The sequence below is a fragment of the Bacillus bingmayongensis genome, from assembly GCF_000299035.1.
Lineage (GTDB): Bacteria > Bacillota > Bacilli > Bacillales > Bacillaceae_G > Bacillus_A > Bacillus_A bingmayongensis.
The window spans coordinates 465,553-479,985 of record NZ_JH921517.1; the positions used below are offsets into that span (position 1 = coordinate 465,553).

Consider the following 14,433-nt stretch of genomic DNA (forward strand, 5'->3'; position numbering starts at 1 on the left):
CGAAATAGATTTAAACAGCGATTGCGATTATATCTTCCGGGCAGACACGTAATAAACCTCTAAATGTGTTTACTTCTTCTCCATCAAGCTCTTCTGCATCTGCTTCTTCAAATTGGGAGAAAAGCGCTACTCCACAAGAAAAACCTTCAAATACAACGTCACGGAATGTACCGCAATGTTTGACTTTTAAAAGAGAAATTCTTGTTCCGATTGAAATGTTAATAAGAACGTTACATAGTGATGATTTTTTTCGATCGTCTTTATGGAAATCATCTTTTCGAAAATCATCTTTTTTACAATCATTGTCAAAGTGACAACCTCTAAAGTCGTCACGACATCCAAAAGATCCAAACATAATTCTCATCACCCCCTTCACACTTATAATGTATGTAAGTTACATATGTGGTGATTGGACAGAGCGGGAATTTTTGCTGGGATATTTTCTTATTTTAAATGACTAGATAGGTATTTGTTACTTAATGGTATTTAGATAAGGACAAATGACAGGAGGATAGATCGAAACTTTTCTTAGTGTTTTTTCTTTATTCAAGAATTGGGGTTTTATCATCTTTGAATCAATAAGAGTTTGTAGGGGGGCTTATTATCCACGAATAATTGGTTACATAGAAAAGGATACCTTCGTTGATAACAAGGTATCCTTTACACTTTTTTACTTTTATATAAAACGATTGCATATACGGGAAGAGCCAACAGTAATGGTACGATAGATTGTGAAATATGTAGTCCGTCTTCTAGCTGTAGTGCTTTTTCTTTTGGAAATTGTAGCATTGTAATATTTGTGGCATCTCCAATAAAGTATAGAAGCAGTACAGTTACGGTATAGCTTAAAAATGCAATAAAGCTTCCATATGAATTCAATGAAAATCCCTCTCTTGTTATCTATTTGTTACTATTGTATCATAATTGTAACAAAAAAACATCCCTATATTTCAAATTAGAAACAGAATTCGACACGATGCGTCATTTTAAGCGTATATCAAGGGAGAGTGAAATTGGATTTATAATGTTATGTCGATTTTTATATAGAGTTATTACAGAAAGATGACATTAAAGTAAAAAACGAAGGACACTAGCCTTCGTTCTTAACTCATTATTCATAGTTAGTAACTTTCTACCATGAAATTTCAAGATAGTAAAGATTTAATTCATTTTACCCATTCAGTTACTTGTTCAACATTCATACGTGGTGCTGGATGTCCTTTTAATGTAGATTCACCAATTGTAATTAGCATGATTGGTACATAGCGAGAAGAAACATTAAATTCATCCATTAGTGCTTGCGGATTAAAACCACCGATTGCACAAGTATCCCAGCCAGTTGCCTTAGCTGCAAGCATAAGTTGCATTGCGGCTAAGGATGCATTAGAGAAGGCTGCATCGCGCGGATATTGTTCACGCTTATATGCAGATTCGATATTTTGTGCCAAACGTTCTTTTGCCTCTTCTTTCATAAATCCTTGCTCTACGATTGGTCCATATACAGAATCAATGTTTTTATTTGCTTCTAGATCACCTAAAATAGCGACTACTGCAGAGGCATCGAGAATTTGTTGTTGGTTATAAGCGATTGGATGTAAACGGTTTTGTACATCTTTGCCTTGGAAAACAAGGAATTTCCAATGTTGTAAGTTCCAAGCTGATGGTGCTTGACCAGCTGCTTTCAAAATTTCTTGTAATTCCTCTTTTGAAATCTCTTTTTCAGGATTGAATGCACGATTAGATGTTCGTTCATATAAAACAGTAAAGAAATCTTGCTGTGTCATAATATACCTCCTATGTTTTATGCGGATTTATAAAAATACCATATGTAAAAAAATTAACTTACATTTTGTAAGTTGTTACTGTAAAAGAATATAATATCTTTATTTTAATTGTCAAGTTGTTGAGAATAGAATAAAAAGGGGCATTCGTACAATCGCTGTCATTCATATAGTCATACAATAAAAGGATGATTCACAGATCAAGAAGAAATATGTAAAGTGAAGCTTCTGTCAGTGGGAGAGTTCCTCATTCCTGTTGATGATCAGCCCTCACCAATCGGGTTCTTTTGATAACGGTCCCTTGTAGAAAAGGATAGTGAAGAATTCAGTAGAACAGGATATATGAAGTGAGTGAAGACCAGTGGTGAACATACTACATTTTTTATTAGAGAATACGGTTTTTCAAAATGTATTACAGGATCTCCATATAAATGTACTTTATATAGAAGAAGGGCGTAATCACCAGTATACGATAGACAATATACATCCAAAATGTATGTTTATAGCAAGTAGTTTTGAAGAAGGAGAAATGTTATTTGAAAAAGTGCGACCACAAATTGTGATCATTTATGTGTCGAATGGTACGCAAGTAGAGTATATAAAACAAATATATAATTCAATGAATTCTTTTATTGTTATCTGGGATCAGCCGGTGACTTCAAAATTTGTAGATTTGCTTACAATAGGGGTACGAAATATTGTGATAGCTCCTGTTACACCACAGGCTGTGTTAGAAGAGGTAAACAAAAGCCTCTATCAATTAACACTATTGCAACAAGTGACTATTCAACAAGAGCTTCTTCAAATGATGTTTGATTTTCAAAATGATTTATTATTCATTGTAGAAGATGATGAGATCGTCGACTGTAATACGAACTTTTTGAGTTTTTTTGGATATGAAAATTTAGTTTCATATCATGAGAATCATATGATATTTGCGGAACATTTTATTCAAGAGCATGGATATTACGCAACAGATCACGATATAACTTGGCTCGATGATTCTTTAGCGCAAGCCAGAAAAATAAAAATGTATAATCATGAAGGCGAAGAGTTTGTTTTTTTATTACGTGCTGCATCTGTACCAGAAGATTTCTCTAGGTTTATTGTTAAGTGTACAGATATTACGGAATTAGATGAACTATATCAAGAGCAAGAACAGCTTGCTGCAATTGATTCTTTAACAGAAATATATAATCGTTTGAAGTTTCAACAACTATTAGAAGAAAAATGGAAAAAAGAGAAACGAATGAATCAAACAATGGCAATTATTCTTTTTGATATAGACGATTTTAAAAAAGTGAATGACACATATGGTCATGATTTTGGTGATTTAGCATTAATTCAGTTAGCCGAACTTATGAAATCTAAAATAGCATCCCAGCATATTTTCGCACGGTGGAGCGGAGAAAAATTTATTATATTAGTAATAAATACGACGGAAAAAGAGGCCTTCCAAGTTGCTGAATCACTACGTTTTTTTATTGAAACGAAACAATTCTCGAGCATTTCGAAGTTAACCGCAAGTTTTGGAGTTGCTTTATATGAGCAAGGGATTACAAAAGAAGAATTGATGCAGCGAGCGGATATTGCTTTATATGAAGCGAAAAAAAATGGGAAAAACCAAGTGCGTTTATATAGAAAAGAAAAAATGTAAATTTTTCGCAACAAAGTGTTGCGATTTTTTTCTGTTGTCTGATAATAGAAAGAGGGGACCATTTATAACGAAGTAACTGTGGAGGTTTTTGAATGATAAAAAGATTTATTATGATGGTCTTCGGCTGCTTTATAGTATGCGGAATTGTGTACTACTTTTTTTATACGTCGGAGAAGCAAGAAGTGTTAACATCAAAGGTAACGCCTTCTGTTAAATCTGAATTACAGGATAATTTGGAAGAAAAAAAGGAACCGTCAATTGATTATGCTAGTGTGGCACAAAAGTTAGATCAATATTTAAAAGATAAAGATTTTAATGGAACGGTTCTTGTAACAGATAAAGATCATGTTGTGCTGAAAAAAGGATATGGATATGCGGATGTTCAAAGTAAAATTGAAAATACGCCACAAACCAAATATCGAATTGGTTCAATTACTAAGACTGTTGTGGCAACATCAATTTTACAGTTGCAAGAGCAAGGAAAGTTAAATATTCAGGACAATGTAAATAAATATATTCCTGTATTTCCGGCAAATAAAAATATCACATTATATCACTTATTAACACATACTTCGGGTTTACCAGGGGAGGGAAAGGGAAAAGTAAATGCCGCGTCACGTTTAAATTTAGTTACGTGGATTGGAAAACAAAATGTAGAATTTCCACCGGGAACTGGCTGGAGGTATACGGATTATAATTATATGGTGTTGGCTTATATTATAGAAAATATAACTAAAAAGCCTTTAGGTGAATATATAAAGGAAAACATTTTTGAGCGAGCGAAAATGTATGAATCGGGCATGGGGAATATGGTGCCAGGAGATCAACATTTTACTAAAGGATATACAAAGAAAGATAATGTACTTGTACCTGCACCAAAATTGGCAATGGATTGGTTATATGGCTGTGGTGAGATGTATACTACAGTTGGAGATATGAAAAAGTTAGATGAAGCGATTATAAACGGAAAACTTCTTTCAGAGAAAAGTATACAAGCGATGTTTACACCTTCATCCGAAAAACAATATGCATTTAGTTTATATATTTACCATGATTATTTTCATAATCATGGTGTACTTGCTGGTTGGAATACATTTAATAATTTTAATAAAGATAAGGGAACATTTGTTGTTTTATTCTCAAATGTACAAAATAGCATAAATGATGATTTCAATAAGGAATTTCGAAAGATGGTAAGCGACTTATTAGAACAAAGGGGATGAGTGGATGAAACAAGTAATTTCATCAATTGGTTTTATAGGTACAGGTGTTATGGGGAAAAGTATGGTACAGCATTTATTACAAGGTGGCTATATAGTATATGTGTATAACCGTACGAAAGAAAAAGCAACTTCTTTATTAAAAGAAGGAGCGCATTGGTGTGATTCACCAAAAGAATTGGTGAAAAATGTAGATGTTGTTATGACGATGGTAGGGTATCCGCATGATGTAGAAGAAATCTATTTTGGAACAGAGGGAATTCTCGAACATGCAAATGAAGGTACAATTGCAATTGATTTTACAACATCTACACCAACACTAGCAAAGCGTATATATGAAGCTGGAAAAACAAAGAATGTACATACTCTAGATGCACCGGTATCGGGAGGAGATATTGGAGCGAAAGAAGGAAGACTTGCCATTATGATTGGTGGAGATCCAGAAGTATATGAAGTTTGTTTACCTTTATTTGAGAAACTCGGGGAAAACATTCAGCTACAAGGACCAGCAGGAAGTGGACAACATACAAAAATGTGTAATCAAATTGCGATCGCTTCTAATATGATAGGAGTTTGTGAAGCGGTAGCGTATGCAAAGAAAGCAGGTTTAGATCCAGATAAAGTACTAAAAAGTATTTCAACTGGAGCAGCTGGTAGTTGGTCATTAAGTAATTTAGCTCCGCGTATGCTAAAGGAAGACTTTGCGCCAGGGTTTTATGTAAAACATTTCATGAAGGACATGAAGATTGCATTAGATGAAGCTGAAAAGTTAGAATTACCTGTACCTGGATTAGCTCTAGCAAAAGAGCTATATAATGAATTAATAGAAGCGGGAGAAGAGGATAGTGGGACACAGGTTTTGTATAAGAAATATATGGGGGTAATATAATGGATTTAGAAAAATTTGATGGAATGATTGATGCTGTGCAGCGTGCAACCTGTATGCCAATTAATGATAAACAACAAGCAGCATTTAAACAAAAGTATGATTTTGAGCCAACATTTGAGTATGGACGTGATGAGAACGGTCATTATGTTATCCGAGCATCAAAGGAAATGCTAGAAGAAATGGAATTTTATTTAGCTTTAAAGTACGATCGTGAAGGAATCGATCTTTATATGCATGCTGAAATTGATGGAGTACGCTATGTATCTGTTAGTTATGGAGAAGATGCTCTTCATTTACAAGAACTATTTCAGTTTTTGGAAGATAATAAATAAAAAAGTCCTCATTTGAGGACTTTTTTATTATGTTTAAAATATTTTTTCGGAAAAGCTGGAAGTTAATTTTGACAAAGGCAGGCTATATTGAAGTAGATGTATGGTGAGGATATAGTAATGGATTATAAGCTAGAAGCACGACGAGAGCGTTCAATTGGAAATGGGATGATTTTAGCCATATGATTGTGACGGAATTGTTTTGTACGAGCGTGACGTAATATATATAATGCAAAGAGAATAGCAACAGGAATAGCGCCGAATAAACCAAAGAGTAAAGCGCTTACAGAAGATGCGACAAAACCTAGCATACCGATTTCTAATTCCTCCATAATTGCTCCAAGAATAGCAGGAATAGCTCCACAAGTAACCCCAAGTATAAGTGCTATAATTAAATTCATGTTCTTCCCCCTCTTTTTGCAGTTTTCTTTTCACTTCATTTTCTATTATTTGTATTATAACACAATTTAAACAGAATTTTCAGAAAAAGTTCAAAAAATGTTCAAATTTTATTGATAAATACACTTGATAAATTCTTAAATAAGGAGAAGGTTTGTGTAGTGTCGAAAAAAACAAAAAATCAGGCTTATTTCATATTTTTGAAATAAGCCTGTTCCATAGGAGGATGTATATATGTAGAGTGAATAAAAGGAAGGAAAAGGGGGTCCAATTCCTTTTATTCAACTAACTACCTTAATAAATAGGAACCCAGCCTTCCGTTGTAACAAAAATACGAATGGCTACAACTTGGCGATCATCTTGTAATGTGAAATAATGTCTTGCATTTTCAGGTACTGAGATAAGATCACCAGGTTTAAGTTCAACATCAAAGAAGTGCCCATCTTTACCTTCAATGGCAAAAATACCATGTCCGCTGACAATAAAACGAACTTCATCGTCAGTATGATGGTGCTCTCGTTTAAAGTTAATTAATAACTCATCAAGGTTAGGAGTTGCATTTGAAAGGGAAATAACATCATGTGCTTTATAACCTCGACGTTCTGAAACATCAGCAATTTCCTTAGAGAATACTGTTAAAATTTCTTTTTTGTTTTCATCAGTTAAGGAGTAGTTTTCTTTTAAATGAGCAGGAAGTTTTGAAATATCCCATTTCTCATATAAAACGCCTTCTCCTTGTAAAAATTGCTCTACTTCCACTTCATTTTCAATGCGAGTATTTATTTCATGAATATAAATTTGCGCCATGTGAAACGCCTCCTTGAATTGATAATAGTTTTATATGAAATTGGAATAAAAACTCATATGCTTCTAATCTTTTCTTTGCATCAAAGCTATCTTTTCCCCAAACGGTAATCCCATGGTTTCGGATTAATACAGCGCCTGAATCTTCACGGATATGCTTCTTGAATTTTTCCCCAAGTGAAGGAATGTGGGCATCATTTTCAATAATTGGGATGCGAATTGTTGCACCTTCTTCCCAAATATCAAGGGCTTTAATAATTTCTTGATTACGAAGAATAACTTCTTCGTTATATAAATTTGTGATGACGTTATTATCGGTTGTATGAACATGCAGGACACAACCAGCATTTGTATGGTTATAAATATGCGTATGCAATATGGTTTCGGCAGAAGGGCGTAAATCGGTCTCTAAGACTGGTTCTCCTTGATAATCTACCAATAGAAAATCATCAGGTGTTGTTTTTGTTTTATCCTTACCGCTTGCTGAAATAAGAAAGGTAAGTGGTTCGTGATTTACTTTTATAGAAATATTTCCACTTGTTGCTGGAAACCAGTTGCGACTCGTTAATTCCTTTTTTATTTCACTTAGGTTATGCCACTGACGAAAAAGTTGTTTCATAACTTTACCTCCAACAAGTGCCGTAATTCAGTTTGAATATCATAAAATGTTTCAAATGGTGTGTAAGGAATATGGTATTCTTCACATTTTGTAATAAGAAAATCTCGAGCAAATACCTTATCAGCTTGTTTGGCTGCTTGTAAATCTGTAATTGAGTCGCCTACTACAATATGAAAATCATTTTTAGAACTAAGGTTTCGAATTAATGTTGATTTACAAAGGCCACAATTATAATTACAATGTTCATCGCAAGGGTGTGGCCATTTTACTTCGATATATTTTTCAGAAAAATCAGTCGCGTTACAATAAATTCGGTTTTCTGGAACGAGTCCTTCCAAGAGGGGATGAACGAAGAAATCCATCCCTCCAGAAATAACATAAAAAGAAATGTTATTTTCATTTATAAACTGTAAAAATTCCTCAAAACCAGTGCGTATATTAGCTGTTTCTTTGAGGAATCTGATGATATTATCACGCAAAGTTGTTGGTAATAATTTAAAAAGTTGTGATACACCTTCTTGAATAGAAATGTCTTGTGATAAAATCTTTTGTTTTATTTCCTCAGCTTTTGGTGGTGCGAATTTTTCCATAATGGAAACGATATTATCGTTATTTGTAATGGTTCCATCAAAGTCACAGAAGATTTGAATACTCATATTTTCACCTCGCGAGATGGATTTCCCCATAATTGCAGTGCAGCATGTAAATCAGTGTTATCTACTTCATGCAATGGTGTTCGATGCAAAGCGGCATCAATTGCTGCTCGAAATGCTTTTCCGCCGCCTTGTGCACCGCTTGGATGACCGTGAATACCACCACCTGCGTTAATGACAACATCCTTGCCAAAATCGCGAAGGATAAATGGAACAAAACCAGGATGAATGCCAGCTGATGGAACAGGGAAGCTTCTTTTTAAAGCAGGGTCTTCTTTTGTTAGTGCCTCTGTAATAAGAAGCGCTTCCTCTTTTTCTAATGCAACACTGCCGTATGGTGATGGAAATAAAGAGAAATCTGCACCAGCATAACGAAGCAATTTTCCAAGTAACAATGGTGAAGAAAATCCGTATAATTTTGATGATGCATAAGCACCGCTAACAGCAGGATGCGCCATAATAGGAATTGAAATATTTTCATCTTCTGCAAGTGACTGGAGTACATCTAATCCGTACGCAAATACATTGAAGAGTAGGATATCTGCACCGTATTCGATTGCTCGTTTTGCATTTTCTTTTAAATCATACGTACGTCCTGTTAAATTTACTGCATATAAAGTTTTATGACCATATGTTTCGTATACAGACTGTAATATTTCTTTTCCTGCATGAATTCGTTTTGTGAGCGGTGTTAATGAATTTTCAAATAAGATTTCATCATCTTTTACAATATCTACACCGCCAATTGCTTGATCACGTAGTTGAGTTTTTAAATATCCGATATTGCGTCCGATCATTCCTTTGAAAATGCTCATTAGAAGTGGACGGTCGTGCATATGTAAGAGATTTCGAATTCCCTCAATGCCAAATTTAGAGCCAGGGAAATGTTCTTTTAAGTCATCTGAAAATGTTAAATCAATCAGTTTAACTTCGCCATCTAATGATAATTTTCCAAAAGTTGTTGTTAAAATAGCTGGTAAATCAGGGCTGAAATTTAGTGATGGATAATGAATTTTAATGAGTCCACGTGTTATTTTTTTTCCAAGATACGTATTTATATGTTCTTGTTCTTCCAACTCTTCGACATGAATGACGCTACCTTTATGTTGCTTTAATTGTTCTTGTAATAAGTGTGGTAAATGAGTCCATGAACCAATTGTCAAACCGAGAGCAATTTGCTCAGCCTTTTTCGCTAAATTATGGGAATCATCATGGATTAAATATGTTGCTGTTATTCCGCTCATTTTCATAACCTCCTAGTTAAATAAAAAAACCTCTCAGCTAAGGAGAGGTTTTTTTACAACCAGCTCCTTATCTGTCAGCGTAATGCTGCGAGAATTAGCACCGTGCCTACAATTGTAGATCGGTTGCCGGGTTTCGTCGGGCTCGTCCCTCCACCTGCTCTTGATAAGAAGTATTTAGAAATGTTAAAATTTTTTTGATATCTGAATTTTGACAGAGTTTTTTTAGGATGTCAATGGCTTTTTGAAAATTTTTAATTTCTGGATTCGTTGAATAGCTTCCTGTAATCGTTCTTCTGTATGTAATAACCCGATGCGAACGTAGCCTTCACCATGTTTGCCGAATCCGACTCCAGGTGCAACTGCTACATGTGCTTGTTCTAACAATAAGTCAGTAAATTGCTCCGATGTATAACCATCAGGAACGGGAAGCCATGCAAAAAATGATCCATTTGGTGCGACAACATCCCAGCCGATCGAACGGCAAGCTGTAATGAGTACATTTCTCCGTGCTTCATAGCGTTCAACCAATTCATTTACACAAGATTGTGAACTTAATAGTGCCTCGCGAGCCGCCTCTTGCACAGCACCAAAAATGCTGACATACATATGATCTTGTAGTAAATTGATCGTTTCAATTACACTTTCGTTACCGACAGCAAAGGCGATGCGCCAACCAGCCATATTAAATGTTTTTGATAGTGTATAAATTTCAATACCAACATCTTTGGCACCGTTTGCTTGTAAGAAGCTAGTTGGTTTGTTACCATCAAAGCCAATTGCTCCATAGGCAAAGTCGTGAACCACTAAAATATCGTTTTCATTTGCAAATGTAATTGTTTCTTCAAAGAACTCTTTTGATGCGACAGCACCAGTTGGATTGTTAGGATAATTTAAAAACATCAATTTTGCTTGTTTGGCAATAGAATCATTGATTTTATTGTAATCTGGTAAAAAATTATTTTCTGCTAACAATGGCATCGTCTCAAATTGTGCTTTTGCTAAAGCGACACCTGATAAATAGTCAGGATATCCTGGGTCAGGTACAAGAATTGTATCACCAGGGTTTGTAAAACAAAGCGGTAATTCAACCAGCCCTGCTTTACCACCAAATAAAATAGCAACTTCTGTTTTAGGGTTTACTTTGACTCCGTATTCACGTTCATAGAACGTCGCAACGGCTTTTTTTAAGCTTTCATGTCCGCGAAATGGCGGATATTTATGGTGAACTGCTTTTTCTGCTGCACGTTGTAAAGCTGTTACGATATGCGGCGGTGTTGGTTGATCTGGGTTGCCTTGTCCTAGATTGATAACATCGTGACCTGCTTCAACTACTTTGTTAACTTTTGCAACAAGTGAAGCGAAAAACTGTGTTGGTAATGATGTTACAATCTCGGAAGGTTGAAAATGTTTCATACTTTCCACCTCTTTTGAAAGTTGTTACAATTCTAGTGACAAATAATATAACCTTTCCAAGTTTTTGTAAAGAAAAAAATAATTGAAAATGGGGCGGATAAAATGAGAGTCGCATGTATTCAAATGGATATTGCTTTTGGTGATGTGAACACAAATATTGAAAATGCAAAGAAAAAAATAGGAGAAGCGATGCAAGGAAAGCCGGACGTTATCGTATTACCAGAACTTTGGACGACTGGTTATGACCTAGAAAGACTGCCGGAAATTGCAGACGGGGAGGGGATTCAAACAAAGCAGCTTCTTTCAGAATGGGCACAGCAATATGGTGTGAATATTGTTGGTGGTTCTATTGCGAAGCAAACAAAGCATGGTGTTACGAATACGATGTATACAGTGAATCGTGAGGGGAAACTGCAAAATGAGTATAGTAAAGTTCATTTATTCCAGTTGATGAATGAACATAACTATTTAATAGCAGGTGATGAAACAGGAGAATTTACATTGGATGGTGTGCAGTGCGGTGGTGTGATTTGTTACGATATTCGTTTTCCAGAATGGATGCGTGTTCATACTGTAAGAGGGGTAAATGTATTATTCGTTGTAGCAGAGTGGCCGCTTGTTCGCTTAGCTCATTGGCGTTTACTTCTTCAAGCGAGAGCGGTTGAAAATCAATGTTATGTGGTTGCATGTAATAGAGCAGGAGAGGATCCAAATAATGTGTTTGCTGGACACTCTCTTATTGTTGATCCATGGGGAGAAATTGTAGCAGAAGCAGGAGAAGAAGAATCGATTTTACATGGGAAGCTAAACTTAGAAAAAATTAAGGAAGTACGTAAGGGAATTCCTGTTTTTGCTGATCGACGTCCAGAATTGTATAAATAAAAATGTTGACAAATGATTTTTATTCTTGTTATAGTCTGTAGCAGAAAGTTAAAAATTCAAATAAATTTTATAACTCTTATCAAGAGCAGGTGGAGGGATTTGGCCCGATGAAACCCAGCAACCGACCGTAATACCATTGTGAGATGGGGCGCTTATGCGCCAAAAAGGCACGGTGCTAATTCCAGCAGAAAGGATAGCTTTCTGACAGATAAGAGGGGAGAAGCTAAACTTCAAACCTCTTTCTTCATGTAAAGAGGTTTTTCTTATGATGAAAAACCTCTGAATTAAAAAAGGGGGATAAGAAAATGGGATATCGTTCATTAACAGAAGAAACAGCAGTTCAGTATGTAAAAGAGCATGGATATTTTGAGGAAAATGCAAAGGTAACTTGTTATGAAATAGGAGATGGAAATTTAAATTATGTATTCCAGCTTCATGATGGGGAACGCGGTATCATTGTAAAACAAGCTCTTCCATATGCAAAAGTCGTTGGAGAAAGCTGGCCACTTTCGTTAAGAAGAGCCACCATTGAAAGTCAAGCATTGCAAGTTTTTGCAAAATATGTCCCAGAATATGTTCCGAAAGTATATGGTCATGATGAAGAATTAGCTGTGACAGTAATGGAAGATTTATCAGCTCTTACAATTACTCGTAAAGGATTGATTGAAGGGGAAGACTATCCGCTTTTATCTGGGCATATTGGCCGCTTTTTAGCATACGTTCTTTTTTATACTTCAGATTTTGGTCTATTAGCAGAAGAGAAAAGGGTGTTAGATGGAAAGTTTGTCAATCCTGATCTTTGCAAAATTACAGAAGATCTTGTGTTTACAGATCCGTTTGGAAATTATGATACAAACGATTATGAGAAAGAATTGCAGCCTGTATTAGACGAACTTTGGTGTGATAAGAAATTGAAGTTACAGGTAGCGCAGTATAAATATAAATTTTTAACGAGAAAAGAAGCATTAATTCATGGAGATTTACATACAGGTAGTATTTTTTCATCATCTTCGGAAACGAAGGTAATTGATCCGGAATTTGCAACATATGGTCCATTAGGATTTGATCTAGGTCAATTCATAGCAAATCTATTATTAAATGCGTTATCAAGAGAAGAAGAGAAACGAAATATCTTATTCTATCATATTGAAAAAACATGGAATAGTTTCGTCGAAGTATTTACAAAGTTATGGTTACTAGAAGGCGTAGAAGCATATACGAAAGAGAAACAATGGTTAGCACTTGTACTGCAAAATATTTTTAGTGATGCAGTTGGTTTTACTGGTTGCGAGATCATTCGTCGAACAATTGGATTGGCACATGTGGCAGATCTAGATGGAATTAAGGATGAGAATCGAAGAATTCAAGCTAAAAAACATGCATTATATTTAGGGCGAGAATTATTGTTACATAAAACGATAAGTGCGGATATCCGTTTATTCCAAACATTATTTCAATATATTGTATCAGGGGAGGTAAAAGCATGAGTACGATAGTTGCCGTTCCGCGCTCCATAAGCTGGAAGGGAGATTCTATTGCGTTATTAAATCAAACGAGATTACCGCATGTTGTAGAATATAAAACATTAACAACTATTGAAGATGTGTGGAAAAGTATTGTGATGTTAGAAGTGCGCGGAGCACCTGCAATTGGTATTACGGCGGCTTTTGGTTTAGCACTTGCAGCAAAAAAATATAGTGTTACGAATATCACTGACTTTGAAAAAAATTTTAAAAGAGATTGTAATTATTTAGCAACCTCACGTCCGACAGCTGTTAATTTATTTTGGGCAATTGATCGTATGAGTATCGCTATTAAGAAAGCAACAACAATTAAAGAAGCAAGAAAAATACTAGAGGAAGAGGCGCTCAAAATTCAGCAGGAAGATGAAAATGTATGCCGTAGTATTGGGGAGCATGCTTTAACTAAGTTTAAAGATGGTGACCGTGTTTTGACGATTTGTAATGCTGGAAGTATAGCTACTGCCCGTTACGGAACAGCACTAGCCCCATTTTATATTGGAAAAGAGCGTGGGCTGAATTTACACGCTTATGCATGTGAAACAAGACCTGTTTTGCAAGGAGCACGTCTTACTGCATGGGAATTGCAACAAGCTGGTATTGATGTAACGCTCATTACAGACAATATGGCAGCCCAAGCGATTCGAACAAAAAATATTGCTGCTATTATTGTGGGTGCTGATCGAATTGTAGCTAACGGTGATACTGCAAATAAAATAGGGACCTTGAATTTAGCTATATTAGCAAAGTATTTTCATATTCCTTTCTATGTTGCTGCTCCTCTTTCTACATTTGATATTACGAAAAAAACGGGGGCTGAAATTGTGATTGAAGAACGCGATGAATCTGAAGTTACAAAGGTTTTTGGAAAACAAATTGCTCCAGAGGGCGTGGGTGTTTATAATCCTGCATTTGATGTAACTCCTCATGATCTGATTACTGGAATTATTACTGAAAAGGGAATTCTACAAGGGGATTATGCAGTAGAGGTTGCTTCATTATTTAAGAAAACAAGCTAATATG

Annotated in this window: 15 protein-coding genes, 1 pseudogene and 2 riboswitches; of the genes and pseudogenes, 7 read left to right on the top strand and 9 right to left on the bottom strand. The window is 35.4% G+C overall.

Annotated features, from left to right (window positions below):
* Positions 1–10 precede the first annotated feature (10 nt).
* The 3 genes from Y7E_RS0109510 to Y7E_RS0109520 form a co-directional block, all read right to left on the bottom strand.
* Positions 11–355: a DUF3915 family protein gene (locus Y7E_RS0109510; RefSeq protein ID WP_017151041.1), complete on the bottom strand. Its 345-nt coding sequence runs from the start codon at positions 353–355 to the stop codon at positions 11–13.
* A gap of 305 nt (positions 356–660) precedes the next feature.
* Positions 661–879 carry a hypothetical protein gene (locus Y7E_RS0109515; RefSeq protein ID WP_017151042.1) on the bottom strand — a complete coding sequence of 73 codons (219 nt, stop codon included), beginning with the start codon at positions 877–879 and terminating at the stop codon, positions 661–663.
* Positions 880–1,166: 287 nt separating this feature from the next.
* Complete coding sequence (locus tag Y7E_RS0109520) at positions 1,167–1,784, bottom strand: nitroreductase family protein (protein ID WP_017151043.1); 618 nt, start codon at positions 1,782–1,784, stop codon at positions 1,167–1,169.
* A gap of 361 nt (positions 1,785–2,145) precedes the next feature.
* Here Y7E_RS0109520 and Y7E_RS0109525 point away from each other — a divergent pair, with 361 nt between their 5' ends.
* The 4 genes from Y7E_RS0109525 (at position 2,146) to Y7E_RS0109540 (ending at position 5,879) form a co-directional block, all read left to right on the top strand.
* The gene (locus tag Y7E_RS0109525; RefSeq protein WP_026049160.1) at positions 2,146–3,438 is read left to right on the top strand and encodes a sensor domain-containing diguanylate cyclase; all 1,293 of its coding nucleotides are present in this window, start codon (positions 2,146–2,148) and stop codon (positions 3,436–3,438) included.
* A gap of 92 nt (positions 3,439–3,530) precedes the next feature.
* Complete coding sequence (locus Y7E_RS0109530) at positions 3,531–4,661, top strand: serine hydrolase domain-containing protein (RefSeq protein WP_017151045.1); 1,131 nt, start codon at positions 3,531–3,533, stop codon at positions 4,659–4,661.
* 4 nt (positions 4,662–4,665) lie between these two features.
* Positions 4,666–5,547, top strand: a complete 882-nt coding sequence (locus tag Y7E_RS0109535) for an NAD(P)-dependent oxidoreductase (RefSeq protein ID WP_017151046.1) — start codon at positions 4,666–4,668, stop codon at positions 5,545–5,547.
* Positions 5,547–5,879: a DUF3909 family protein gene (locus Y7E_RS0109540; protein WP_017151047.1), complete on the top strand. Its 333-nt coding sequence runs from the start codon at positions 5,547–5,549 to the stop codon at positions 5,877–5,879. Before Y7E_RS0109535 ends, Y7E_RS0109540 begins: the two co-directional genes overlap by 1 nt.
* A gap of 122 nt (positions 5,880–6,001) precedes the next feature.
* Here the strand turns inward: Y7E_RS0109540 and Y7E_RS0109545 are convergent, their stop codons facing one another.
* From Y7E_RS0109545 to Y7E_RS0109570, 6 genes are all read right to left on the bottom strand, one after another.
* The gene (locus Y7E_RS0109545) at positions 6,002–6,277 is read right to left on the bottom strand and encodes a hypothetical protein (RefSeq protein WP_017151048.1); all 276 of its coding nucleotides are present in this window, start codon (positions 6,275–6,277) and stop codon (positions 6,002–6,004) included.
* A gap of 292 nt (positions 6,278–6,569) precedes the next feature.
* Positions 6,570–7,082 carry a cupin domain-containing protein gene (locus tag Y7E_RS0109550; protein ID WP_017151049.1) on the bottom strand — a complete coding sequence of 171 codons (513 nt, stop codon included), beginning with the start codon at positions 7,080–7,082 and terminating at the stop codon, positions 6,570–6,572.
* Positions 7,060–7,698 (bottom strand): methylthioribulose 1-phosphate dehydratase, encoded by a 639-nt coding sequence (locus tag Y7E_RS0109555; protein ID WP_017151050.1) that lies wholly within the window; start codon positions 7,696–7,698, stop codon positions 7,060–7,062. The genes Y7E_RS0109550 and Y7E_RS0109555 overlap by 23 nt, the downstream gene beginning before the upstream one ends.
* On the bottom strand, positions 7,695–8,354 hold the full coding sequence (locus tag Y7E_RS0109560; protein WP_017151051.1) for a 2-hydroxy-3-keto-5-methylthiopentenyl-1-phosphate phosphatase: 660 nt from the start codon (positions 8,352–8,354) through the stop codon (positions 7,695–7,697). Before Y7E_RS0109560 ends, Y7E_RS0109555 begins: the two co-directional genes overlap by 4 nt.
* Positions 8,351–9,595 carry a 2,3-diketo-5-methylthiopentyl-1-phosphate enolase gene (gene mtnW, locus Y7E_RS0109565; protein ID WP_017151052.1) on the bottom strand — a complete coding sequence of 415 codons (1,245 nt, stop codon included), beginning with the start codon at positions 9,593–9,595 and terminating at the stop codon, positions 8,351–8,353. The genes Y7E_RS0109560 and mtnW overlap by 4 nt, the downstream gene beginning before the upstream one ends.
* Before the next feature lie 64 nt (positions 9,596–9,659).
* Positions 9,660–9,765: riboswitch (SAM riboswitch) on the bottom strand.
* A gap of 52 nt (positions 9,766–9,817) precedes the next feature.
* Entirely contained in the window at positions 9,818–11,008 is a 1,191-nt protein-coding gene (locus tag Y7E_RS0109570; protein WP_017151053.1) for a pyridoxal phosphate-dependent aminotransferase, read from the bottom strand.
* 14 nt (positions 11,009–11,022) lie between these two features.
* Here Y7E_RS0109570 and Y7E_RS0109575 point away from each other — a divergent pair.
* From Y7E_RS0109575 to mtnA, 3 genes and pseudogenes are all read left to right on the top strand, one after another.
* Positions 11,023–11,890, top strand: a pseudogene (locus Y7E_RS0109575) (carbon-nitrogen family hydrolase).
* Between the two features lie 73 nt (positions 11,891–11,963).
* Positions 11,964–12,105: riboswitch (SAM riboswitch) on the top strand.
* Positions 12,106–12,195: 90 nt separating this feature from the next.
* Complete coding sequence (mtnK, locus tag Y7E_RS0109580; RefSeq protein ID WP_017151055.1) at positions 12,196–13,377, top strand: S-methyl-5-thioribose kinase; 1,182 nt, start codon at positions 12,196–12,198, stop codon at positions 13,375–13,377.
* The gene (mtnA, locus tag Y7E_RS0109585; protein ID WP_017151056.1) at positions 13,374–14,429 is read left to right on the top strand and encodes an S-methyl-5-thioribose-1-phosphate isomerase; all 1,056 of its coding nucleotides are present in this window, start codon (positions 13,374–13,376) and stop codon (positions 14,427–14,429) included. Before mtnK ends, mtnA begins: the two co-directional genes overlap by 4 nt.
* Positions 14,430–14,433: the final 4 nt, after the last annotated feature.

What these genes read in the sequence shown, in the direction of transcription:
- Y7E_RS0109510 (WP_017151041.1), bottom strand. Translation starts at nt 355, where the DNA reads ATGTTTGGATCTTTTGGATGTCGTGACGACTTTAGAGGTTGTCACTTT.
- Y7E_RS0109520 (WP_017151043.1), bottom strand. Translation starts at nt 1,784, where the DNA reads ATGACACAGCAAGATTTCTTTACTGTTTTATATGAACGAACATCTAAT.
- Y7E_RS0109530 (WP_017151045.1), top strand. Translation starts at nt 3,531, where the DNA reads ATGATAAAAAGATTTATTATGATGGTCTTCGGCTGCTTTATAGTATGC.
- Y7E_RS0109535 (WP_017151046.1), top strand. Translation starts at nt 4,666, where the DNA reads ATGAAACAAGTAATTTCATCAATTGGTTTTATAGGTACAGGTGTTATG.
- Y7E_RS0109540 (WP_017151047.1), top strand. Translation starts at nt 5,547, where the DNA reads ATGGATTTAGAAAAATTTGATGGAATGATTGATGCTGTGCAGCGTGCA.
- Y7E_RS0109545 (WP_017151048.1), bottom strand. Translation starts at nt 6,277, where the DNA reads ATGAATTTAATTATAGCACTTATACTTGGGGTTACTTGTGGAGCTATT.
- Y7E_RS0109550 (WP_017151049.1), bottom strand. Translation starts at nt 7,082, where the DNA reads ATGGCGCAAATTTATATTCATGAAATAAATACTCGCATTGAAAATGAA.
- Y7E_RS0109555 (WP_017151050.1), bottom strand. Translation starts at nt 7,698, where the DNA reads ATGAAACAACTTTTTCGTCAGTGGCATAACCTAAGTGAAATAAAAAAG.
- Y7E_RS0109560 (WP_017151051.1), bottom strand. Translation starts at nt 8,354, where the DNA reads ATGAGTATTCAAATCTTCTGTGACTTTGATGGAACCATTACAAATAAC.
- mtnW (WP_017151052.1), bottom strand. Translation starts at nt 9,595, where the DNA reads ATGAGCGGAATAACAGCAACATATTTAATCCATGATGATTCCCATAAT.
- Y7E_RS0109570 (WP_017151053.1), bottom strand. Translation starts at nt 11,008, where the DNA reads ATGAAACATTTTCAACCTTCCGAGATTGTAACATCATTACCAACACAG.
- mtnK (WP_017151055.1), top strand. Translation starts at nt 12,196, where the DNA reads ATGGGATATCGTTCATTAACAGAAGAAACAGCAGTTCAGTATGTAAAA.
- mtnA (WP_017151056.1), top strand. Translation starts at nt 13,374, where the DNA reads ATGAGTACGATAGTTGCCGTTCCGCGCTCCATAAGCTGGAAGGGAGAT.